The sequence below is a fragment of the Microcoleus sp. S13_C5 genome, from assembly GCF_036700845.1.
Taxonomy (GTDB): domain Bacteria; phylum Cyanobacteriota; class Cyanobacteriia; order Cyanobacteriales; family Microcoleaceae; genus Microcoleus.
Genome location: NZ_JAUBPR010000049.1, coordinates 25766 through 35287, shown reverse-complemented (window position 1 = coordinate 35287; position 9522 = coordinate 25766). Strand labels below are relative to the sequence as shown.

Sequence of the window (9522 nt, the reverse complement as noted above, 5' to 3'; positions counted from 1 at the left end):
CAGGCGATCGCATTTTATCAACAATCACTCGAACTTAAGGAAAAAATTGGCGATGTTCAAGGGAAAGCTGCTACTTTGCACTGTCTAGCAATAATCTATGCCAATCAAGGGGAAGTAGAGCAGGCGATCGCATTTTATCAACAATCACTCGAACTTAAGGAAAAAATTGGCGATGTTCAAGGGAAAGCTGCTACTTTCGCAATGCTTGGACAGTTGTTAGCAGCGCAGGGAGATTTTGACCAAGCTTTGAATTATTTACAGCAATCTTTGGAGATTTTACAGCATTTGCGATCTCCTGACGCGCAGACAGTGAAAGAAATTATTGCTGCGGTTCAGCAGATGACTGGGGATTGATGGATGCACTCTGACTTAAGAAACCGGGTTTTTCGCAGTTCTTCGGTGGTGTATCGATGTTTTTGGAAAAAACCCGGTTTCTGGCCGCGCATACAACCGAAGAAACCGGGTTTTTCGCAGTTTGTCGGTGGTGTATCGATGTTTTTGGAAAAAACCCGGTTTCTGGTCACACCCAAAATCGCTAAAATAAAAAAAAGACCAAACCTGAAAGGCGATTATTGTGAGCAATTCTACCATAGAGCAGATATTAAAATTGGCATCTCAACGCGCCGATGCCGCTGAAGTATACTACCTGTCGAGTCAAGACACCCCCATCGAATTTGAAAACAATCGCCTCAAATCCCTGCAAACCAAAGCACTACAAGGCGTAGCACTCCGGCTGATTTACCAAGGCAAAATCGGCTTTGCTAGTTCCACAGATTTAACGCGGATAGACGATTTAGTAGATGCAGCGATTCAAACAGCCGAAATCGGCGACCCCGCAGAATTTGAACTCGCCTCCAACTTCCACCTAAAAGGCTCGGAAACCACCTACACTCCGCCCACAACTCAAGAATTAGTCGAAAACGGCAAAAACCTGATCGAACAAGTTCACGCCTACAATCCCGATATTATGGTAGATGTCGGCTTTCACGTCCGCAGTGGCCGCGTGAAAATTGCCACGACGCAAGATTTGTATGCCGAAAGAAGCAGCCAAATAGTCAGCGGCTCGCTATCGGGAAATTTGGTAAAGGGAGAAGACTTTATGCAAGCATATAGCTACGATGTCGCGCGCGAGCGGCCCCTGGACACCAACAGCATCCTCGAATCACTCCTCGAAAAATACCGCCTCGCCGAACATTCAGCAACCATCACCAGCGGTTCCTACCCAGTATTATTTACCCCCAGAGCCGCCGCTAGCACCCTCGGCAGCCTGTTTGATACCATCCTTTCAGGTCAAACAGTAGTTCAAAAAGCCTCTCCCCTAGCCGACAAAATCGGCGAAACCTTATTTGACGAACGCTTTACCTTTTTTGAAGACCCCACTTTAGGCCCTTCTGCTTGCCCCTTTGACGACGAAGGTACGCCCACCACCCGCAAAGTCTTGATAGACAAAGGTACTGTCACCGGATTTTATTGGGATCGCAGGTGGGCCGCTCGCGCCGGTGTACAATCAACCGGCAACGGTTTTCGTGGCGGATTGTCTCGCCCAGGCCCTGATTTGACTAACTTTTGCATTTCCCCAGGAAATACCGCCACTCAAGACTTGATTGCTAGCATGGACGAAGGTCTAATAGTAGAGCAAGTTTTAGGTGCCGGTCAGTCCAATCAGTTAGCTGGGGAATTTTCTGTCAATTTGGACTTAGGCTATAAAGTAGAAAAAGGCAAAATAGTCGGTCGCGTCAAGAATACAATGGTGGCAGGCAGCATTTTTGAAGCGTTTAAAAATTTGGCAGATTTGAGTAGCGAAGCCGAATGGGTAGGCGGTGCAGCCTATTTGCCGAGTATCCTGTTTCAACACTTGGGTGTAGCTTCGAGGCAATAAGTTCAGTTTGGTTAATTTTACTCGTTACCAGGCTCTGCCTGGTAATACATATCGTGAGGCTCTGCCTCGAATTTGGATGAAAGCTTGCGAGGCAAAGCCTCTGGACATGGGTTCCCAGGCAGAGCCTAGGAACCAGTTAAACAAACATAGAAACAGTGTCGGCAATTCAACGCTTTGCTAATTCATGCAAATAGGAAAAAACAGGGAAAAAGGTACAATGAAAGAGCAAAATGTCAAGGATGGAACTGGGAAGAGGAAAAAGCAGTTTTTCTTTCTTTTACCTTTTGTTTTTTGCCTTTTAACTCTAGTGACTGGATGCGTTCAGTACGATGTCGGGGTGAACTTTGAGAGTCAAACTCGCGGCGAAATCGTGCAGCACATCAAACTGGGGGAAAGGTTGACGAGCTTCAGCAGCGAAACAGTTGCAGAATGGTTGAAAAGCGTAGAACGCCGGGTGAGGTTGCTGGACGGAAAAACTAAACGGCTTTCCCCCACAGAAGTTCTAGTGAGGATTCCTTTCAATAATGGAGCCGAGTTGCAAGACAAGTTCAACCAATTTTATAATCCCGTCGCACCAACTACAAAATCTCGGGTCGCAAGTCCGCTAGAAACCGATTTGCCGAAGTTTGAATCTCACCTGAATGTCAAGCAGAATAATTTGTTATTGGTGCTGCGAAATCGGTTGAGTTTGGAATTGGATTTGCGCTCTCTTTCACTGCTTTCTTCTAACGGCAGTCTGCTGCTGAGTCCGGGGGGACTTTTGGAGCTAGACTTTAGCTTGAACACGCCTTGGGGCGCCGAAAGTATTGAAACTGTCGCCGGTGCGCTGGTTCCCGAAAGCTATCAGCAGGGAAAACAGTTAGTTTGGAAGCTCAAACCCGGGGAAGTTAACTATTTGGAGGCGATATTCTGGATTCCCAGTCCCGTAGGAATTGGGGCGCTGAGTATAGCCTTATTTGTGGTGGCGGGCATTGCTTTGAAATATCAAATATTGCCAGCACTGGGAATCGGCAAGAAACCGCAAAACATCGGTCAAACCTAAAGAGGATATGTCCTGCTGGGGCGGGTTAACCAATCTCTTCAATCAACTCTCACAGTTCCAATAAACCCGCCCATCCCCGGATATTATGGTTAATTGACCAGATTTGAGCTTATCAAAAAAAAATGATAACATCTGTCAAAAAACAGTTGACAAAGGGTCAAGAATTTGCTTAACCTGAATTGAGAATTAGGAACAGAGAAAATGCGAGCGCTAAATTTCTTCTTCATCTTTCTGATTTGCTTGGCTCTAGTATTTTTCAGTATCGAAAATACACAGCCCGTCGCGATTCAAGTTATCGAAGGCGTCCAAGTTAAAGCTCCGCTGTGCGTAGAACTAATTGTAGCGACCGGATTAGGGGCAACACTAGCTTGGCTGTTCAGTCTGTGGTCGAGACTGCAGCGAACCCTCGCGTCGCGCCAACAACTCCGCCAAGTTCGCGAAAAAGAGCAGCGGATTCAGGAATTAGAACAAAATCTTGAACGCTATAAAGCCGAAGTAGAAGTCAAACAACCTTTGTTAGAAAGTGCAGAACCGATAAGTTTAGAAATAGCAGCCATTGAGGACACAACTGCTGAAATGACCGCCAATTAACTTGATATGCTCTCTCGTTTTCTCAGAGGCAAAATCTAAAATCTAAAATCTAAAATCTAAAATCTAAAATCTAAAATCGAATGGCCGTTTCCCGAGACCAAGATGGCTTAGAAACGATTTCAGAGGGGATCGCAATTTTAATTGACCTAGCGGAACGGGGAGAAATTGATCCTTGGGACGTGAAGGTAATTGAAGTGTTCGATCGATGTCTGAGCAAGCTTACGAACGCCTGCGATGCAGATCAGAGCAAGGATTTCTCCGATTTGTCCCACTCCGGCCAAGCGTTTTTGTACGCTTCAATGCTGGTGTTGCTCAAAGCAGAAAGTATCGTCCTCTCCGAACCCCCCCCTAATCCCGACTCGGCCGAGGAGGCGACGCTAGAAGACGCAGAGCACTCAGGCGGGCGACACTTGCCGCAGCATTTAGAGCGGCAATTGCGCCGTCGCGGTGTAGCTCAACTACCGCAAAAACGCCCGGTGACTCTCCCAGAACTGATTGAGCAGTTGCAGCTAATGAAAGCAGCAATGGAGCAGACTGTGACCCCCCGGCGCCGCCCTACCTCAAAAATGCGATCGCAAGCGGCCCAGGCTATCTTTGAGCTAGCTCACCAAGAAAATCTCGTAGAAACTGCTAGTGAACTCGAACGGTTTCTGGCTCAGCGGGGTTCGGAAATTGACGAGGGTTGGCTGGACTTGGACAAATTGCTAGAGCTCTGGCACCATAACGATTTGCACTCTCCTGTCAACCCAGAATCCCCGGTATCGACTGAGGAAGTTCACTTGCCAAATCACGACCGCGTGGGTATTTTTTGGGCCTTGTTGCTGCTATCGGCTCAGTCTAAAGTAGAGTTGCTTCAAGAGGAGTTTTACCAAGACCTCAAAATCCGCGCGCTTTGAGCTTGCAGGGTATTAGGTTCTCGGGGGAAACTAATAACTATGCCACTGCGTCGGTTAAGATTTCAGGCAGAATCTTGCTCTATGGCATTCTGTTGCTGAGTCCCGAATGCGGAGAGCGGGAGTGTGAAGTTCTTGCTGATTCCCGATACCTGGTTTCTTAAATCCAGGTAAACTCGGAATAAATGATTGATAGCCTGGTACGATGTCGCCTATAAACAGGTCAGGATTTTGCTGTGCTCGATCAATTCAACGATCGCAACCGCTAGCATCTAATTGTTGAGTTTATATCAATTAACAGAGGGTTGAGGAAGTTAATAATGAAAGCGATGATTCTGGCGGCCGGTAAAGGCACTCGCGTCCGTCCCATTACTCAGACAATACCCAAACCGATGATTCCCATCCTGCAAAAGCCAGTGATGGAGTTTTTGGTCGAATTGCTCCGCCAGCACGGATTTGACCAAATTATGGTCAATGTTTCCCACCTGGCAGACGTGATTGAAAACTACTTCCGCGACGGTCAAAAGTTTGGGGTACAAATTGCCTATTCTTTTGAAGGGCGAATTGAGGAGGGAGAAATGATTGGAGAGGCTCTCGGTTCGGCTGGCGGCATGAAACGAATTCAAGACTTCTCGCCGTTTTTTGACGATACTTTTGTGGTGCTGTGCGGCGACGCTTTGATTGACTTGGACTTGACTGCTGCTGTGAAGTGGCACCGCGAAAAAGGAGCGATCGCTACTATTGTTATGAAATCGGTTCCCCGCGACGAGGTTCCCAGTTACGGAGTGGTGGTAACAGACGAGTCTGGCAAAGTTAAAGCTTTCCAAGAAAAACCTTCTGTAGAAGAAGCTCTGAGTACCGACATTAACACTGGTATTTATATTTTTGAACCGGAAATATTCAAATACATCCCTTCGGGTGAGGAATACGATATCGGTTCGCAGTTATTCCCCGCGCTAGTAGCAGAAGGCGCCCCTTTTTACGGGATTACCATGGACTTTGAGTGGGTGGATATCGGCAAAGTTCCTGACTATTGGCGGGCAATTCAGAGCGTGCTGCTGGGACAAGTTAAAAATGTTTCGATTCCGGGAATTGAAGTACGCCCCGGCATTTATGCTGGTTTGAATGTAGCTGTTAACTGGGATAAGGTTGATATTACGGGGCCTGTTTACATTGGCGGGATGACGATCATTGAGGATGGAGCAAAAATTATCGGCCCGACAATGATTGGCCCAAATTGCTGGCTTTGCAGTGGCGCCACTGTGGAAAACAGCGTGATTTTTGAGTATTCCCGTTTGGGCCCGGAGGTGCGGTTGGTTGATAAACTGGTGTTCGGGCGCTACTGCGTTGATAAAACCGGGGCTGCGATCGATTTGCAAGCGGCGGCTCTCGATTGGCTGATTACTGACGCTCGCCAAGTTTTACCCACTCAACACGGAGAAGAGCGGCGGGCGATATCTGAAATTCTCGGTCATGGTGCATAATTGCTAATTGCTAATTGCTAATTGGCAATTGCTAATTACTCAAGGTAAGGTGCGCTAGGCGCACCCTACTTTTACATTTATGATCTCAGCTTTTAATTCTGGTAATGTGCTTAGGTTGCACCCTACATTTTAAGACTGAAGATAAGTATATTGGCTGAGACTCCGCTCGTAGTTTTGCAGCAAAAGTTGGGCCTCGGAAAGAGTAATTTTATTTTGCTGCAAAGCTGCTTCTGTCTGACGGCGGATGCTTTCAACCAAATTTTCTGAATCGTACTGTACGTAGCTGAGGACTTCTTTCATAGTGTCTCCTTTCACAACGTGTTCGATATGATAGCCAGAAGGTGTTAGCTGAATGTGAACTGCATTTGCATCGCCGAATAAGTTGTGAAGGTTGCCCATAATTTCTTGATAAGCACCTCCCAAAAATAGCGCCAAATAGTAAGGTTCTCCAGGTTTGAGAGTATGGAGTTCCAAAACCGACTTCACATCTCGCAAATCAATAAATTGGTCTATTTTCCCGTCGCTGTCGCAGGTAAGATCGGCTAAAATACCGCGTTGAGTTGGTTCTTCGTCGAGTCGGTTAATTGGCATAATTGGGAACAATTGGTTAATTGCCCAACTGTCTGGTACTGACTGGAAAACAGATAAGTTGATGTAATAAATGGACGCCATCACCTTTTCTAAGTCTTCCAAATCCTCTGATACATATTCTTTTTGCCGCGCGATTTTCTGGATTTTATCGCAGCAAGCCCAGTACAACTGTTCGGTTTTCGCCCGTTCCGCAATTCCCAAATAGCCTAAGTTAAATAAACTGACCGCTTCTTCCTTGAATTGGATAGCATCGTGATAAACTTCTTGGTAATTTTCGGGACTGATAGATTGGTAAATTTCGTAGAGATTGCGCGGAATTTGGTGCGCGTTTTCATCTACTGGTTCTGGTACTTCTCTGGGGACATCGCTAGTACCGAGTACGTCAAAAACTAACACTGATTGGTGAGAAGCGATCGCCCGCCCGCTTTCGCTAATGATAATGGGAACCGGGATTTTCCGCTCGTCGCAGGCATCTTTCACTCCCGCTACTACGTCGTTAGCGTAGTTTTGCATATTGTAGTTTTTGGAAGCGTGGAAGTTTGTTTTAGAACCGTCGTAGTCAACGCCGAGTCCACCGCCTACGTCCAAGTAGTTCATATTAGCTCCCAATTTAGCTAATTCTACATAAATGTGGCTGGCTTCTCTAATGGCGTCTTTGATGACACTAATTGAGGAAATTTGAGAGCCGATGTGGAAGTGCAATAACTGCAAACAATTGAGCATTCCAGCTTTTTCTAGTTCGCCGACTGCACGGATAATTTCAGGAATTGTCAAGCCAAATTTTGCCCGATCGCCCGTGGAACCTCCCCACCGGCCAACCCCTTTGGTAGTGAGTTTTGCTCGCACTCCCAAAATCGGTTTAATTCCTAATGCTTTGCTCGCGGCAATTGCGAGTTCTACTTCCTCTATTTGCTCCAGCACTATTACGGAAGTTTGCCCTAGCCGCTGCGCCAAAATAGCAGTTTCGATGTATTCGCGGTCTTTGTAACCGTTACAAATTAACAAAGCCCCTGGGTTCTTTAAGGTAGCCAAAGCTATCATTAATTCCGGTTTAGATCCGGCTTCCAGCCCGAAGTGATGGGGTTGACCGAAACGCACCAAATCTTCAATTAATTGTCGGTGCTGGTTGCATTTAACTGGAAAGACACCGCGATAGACATTTTTGTAATTGTACCGAGCGATCGCTCTGGCGAAACACGAATTTAAGCGCTCGATCCGGTCTTCCAAAATATCAGAAAATCGAATCAGCAGGGGCAAAGCTAAATTTCGCTGTTTCAGGGATTCTACCAGTTCGCACAAGTCGAGGGAACCGCCGCGATCGCCCTTGGGAGAAACTGTAACGTGACCGGCTGCATTGATCGAAAAATACGGTTCGCCCCAACCTTGAATGCGGTAGAGTTTCTCACTATCTTCTATTGTCCAAGATTTTTGTGGCAGTTGAGCCGCCGTTACCAAAGCACTGTCTGGTGCCGCCAAACTCGTGACTGTTGGCGAGTGAGTCGATAGGGGATCGAGATCGGAGAAAGCAGCGGTGGCTGGGGAACTCATCTTATCGGAAACCTCTTTGAGGAGTGGTCAAATAGATAGTTTATCGCACATATCGGGTTTCCTGATGCAGTAGAAAAATCACTTTGGGTACACGGCCCGGCGATTTTAGATTTTAGATTAAAGATTTTAGAATTTTAGATTAAAGATTTTAGAATTGACTCCACAGATGGATGAAAATCGGGGATTGAACTAAAATCTCAACCGTGATTGCTCTCCAGGACTCATTTCTTCAAGCAAGTATCCGTATGTAGGTGAACTCGGAAACCGGGTTTGCGAGTTCACCTGCGCCAAGAGAGTTGTCGGACGATCGCTCGCCCGACACACACTAACCAAAAATCACCTCCGGCGGCGCCATGTCAGCCCCCACAATCAATCCCCCGTTATCAGACTTCTTCAAGCCGGGTTGAGGTGCTTTTTCTGGGGTCTTCTGAGCCGGTGCAACTGAGGCTGGCGGTGTCTCCTGCGGTTGAGGTACTGCCTGTGCTCCTGGCACCACGGGTTGCTGCGACAGCCAACCCAAACCCCCTACAGCCCCAGCCATCAAAGCGGTGTAGCCGATGTACAAATGCACCGGACGCATTTGAAAGCCTTCGCTTGAGTCGGAATCGGAAACAGACACATTCATACTGGGAATTGGACTCGGAGCGGGTTTGGGCAAAGCATTCGCCATAGCGCTGCCGTCTAGTCCCAAGGCGTCGCCGAGTCTGCGGATAAAACCTCTAACGTAAATATCTTGGGGCAGTTTGTCGATTTCCCCATTTTCGATCGATTCGATGTGGTGCAGCGGCACGAGAGTTTGACTGTGGAGTTGCTGCAGGGATAGGGAGCGAATTTGCCGTCCCTTACGCAATTCTCTACCCAACTCCCGCAGGCACTCTTCTCGCTCTTGAACTGCTTTTGCTGCTTCTTCTTCCTTAGTGAGTTTTTTCGGCTTTTTGGGAAAGCCGAACCCTGGGAAGGATTTTCCGGGGACGGTGACAGGTGCAGGTGGAGGCGACTCGACTTTTATTTCGTCTTGGGGCGCTTGTTTGCTGTCTTCAGAAGTGTTAGTGTCTCGATCGGAATTTTCTTCAGTGTCGGACTCGGTTTGGGGCGGCGCTTCCACACTAGCGCTGCGCCAATAGAAGACAGGAGCAGCTACTGGTGGCTCCACTTCTTGAATTTCTGTCACCGTCTCAATGGCGGGACTTACAGCAGTAACACTATCTTGGGGTACTTGCGGTTCAATTTTGTTTTGTTTGGGAAATCGGTCAAATGCGAGCTTGACGGCTTCTCTGCTAACTGCTCTAATTAAAATTTCGGCAGCGGAAGCTGCTTCGCCCAACATTGTTTGCAGGCTTGCTAGAGCTTGGCTATAGGTGTCGCTACAGAGGAGTTCAGTTTCTATTTGACCCAGGACAGAACGAAAACTTTCTTGAGAAATTTCAATAGTTGGGTGATCTGTCACCCCAAAATAAGCCTCGGGTTTCAGTGCCATGATATTCATGTTGTCTT

8 protein-coding genes are annotated in these 9522 nt (G+C 47.3%); 6 read left to right on the top strand and 2 right to left on the bottom strand.

Annotation, left to right across the window (positions count from 1 at the left end; genetic code table 11):
* The 6 genes from QUA04_RS14995 to QUA04_RS14970 all read left to right on the top strand — a co-directional run.
* Positions 1 to 354, top strand: a 354-nt coding sequence (locus tag QUA04_RS14995; protein WP_333258133.1) for a tetratricopeptide repeat protein, incomplete at its 5' end; no start/stop codon positions are given.
* 220 nt (positions 355 to 574) lie between these two features.
* Complete coding sequence (locus QUA04_RS14990) at positions 575 to 1879, top strand: TldD/PmbA family protein (RefSeq protein ID WP_333258132.1); 1305 nt, start codon at positions 575 to 577, stop codon at positions 1877 to 1879.
* 217 nt (positions 1880 to 2096) lie between these two features.
* Positions 2097 to 2921, top strand: a complete 825-nt coding sequence (locus QUA04_RS14985) for a DUF3153 domain-containing protein (RefSeq protein WP_333258131.1) — start codon at positions 2097 to 2099, stop codon at positions 2919 to 2921.
* A gap of 201 nt (positions 2922 to 3122) precedes the next feature.
* Positions 3123 to 3512: a LapA family protein gene (locus QUA04_RS14980; protein ID WP_333258130.1), complete on the top strand. Its 390-nt coding sequence runs from the start codon at positions 3123 to 3125 to the stop codon at positions 3510 to 3512.
* Between the two features lie 80 nt (positions 3513 to 3592).
* Positions 3593 to 4408 (top strand): segregation/condensation protein A, encoded by an 816-nt coding sequence (locus QUA04_RS14975; RefSeq protein WP_333258129.1) that lies wholly within the window; start codon positions 3593 to 3595, stop codon positions 4406 to 4408.
* 317 nt (positions 4409 to 4725) lie between these two features.
* A complete protein-coding gene (locus QUA04_RS14970) occupies positions 4726 to 5889 on the top strand; it encodes an NDP-sugar synthase (RefSeq protein ID WP_333258128.1) in 1164 nt (387 codons plus the stop codon).
* 129 nt (positions 5890 to 6018) lie between these two features.
* On the opposite strand, the gene speA is transcribed toward QUA04_RS14970, so the two are convergent.
* Positions 6019 to 8028, bottom strand: coding sequence for a biosynthetic arginine decarboxylase (gene speA / locus QUA04_RS14965; protein ID WP_333258127.1), 2010 nt, complete (start codon positions 8026 to 8028; stop codon positions 6019 to 6021).
* A gap of 325 nt (positions 8029 to 8353) precedes the next feature.
* The gene (locus QUA04_RS14960) at positions 8354 to 9505 is read right to left on the bottom strand and encodes a helix-turn-helix domain-containing protein (protein ID WP_333258126.1); all 1152 of its coding nucleotides are present in this window, start codon (positions 9503 to 9505) and stop codon (positions 8354 to 8356) included.
* Positions 9506 to 9522 lie beyond the last annotated feature (17 nt).

Excerpts from the sequence above, each read along its gene's own strand:
- QUA04_RS14970 (WP_333258128.1), top strand. The coding sequence starts at position 4,726 with ATGAAAGCGATGATTCTGGCGGCCGGTAAAGGCACTCGCGTCCGTCCC.
- QUA04_RS14975 (WP_333258129.1), top strand. The coding sequence starts at position 3,593 with ATGGCCGTTTCCCGAGACCAAGATGGCTTAGAAACGATTTCAGAGGGG.
- speA (WP_333258127.1), bottom strand. The coding sequence starts at position 8,028 with ATGAGTTCCCCAGCCACCGCTGCTTTCTCCGATCTCGATCCCCTATCG.
- QUA04_RS14960 (WP_333258126.1), bottom strand. The coding sequence starts at position 9,505 with ATGGCACTGAAACCCGAGGCTTATTTTGGGGTGACAGATCACCCAACT.
- QUA04_RS14985 (WP_333258131.1), top strand. The coding sequence starts at position 2,097 with ATGAAAGAGCAAAATGTCAAGGATGGAACTGGGAAGAGGAAAAAGCAG.
- QUA04_RS14980 (WP_333258130.1), top strand. The coding sequence starts at position 3,123 with ATGCGAGCGCTAAATTTCTTCTTCATCTTTCTGATTTGCTTGGCTCTA.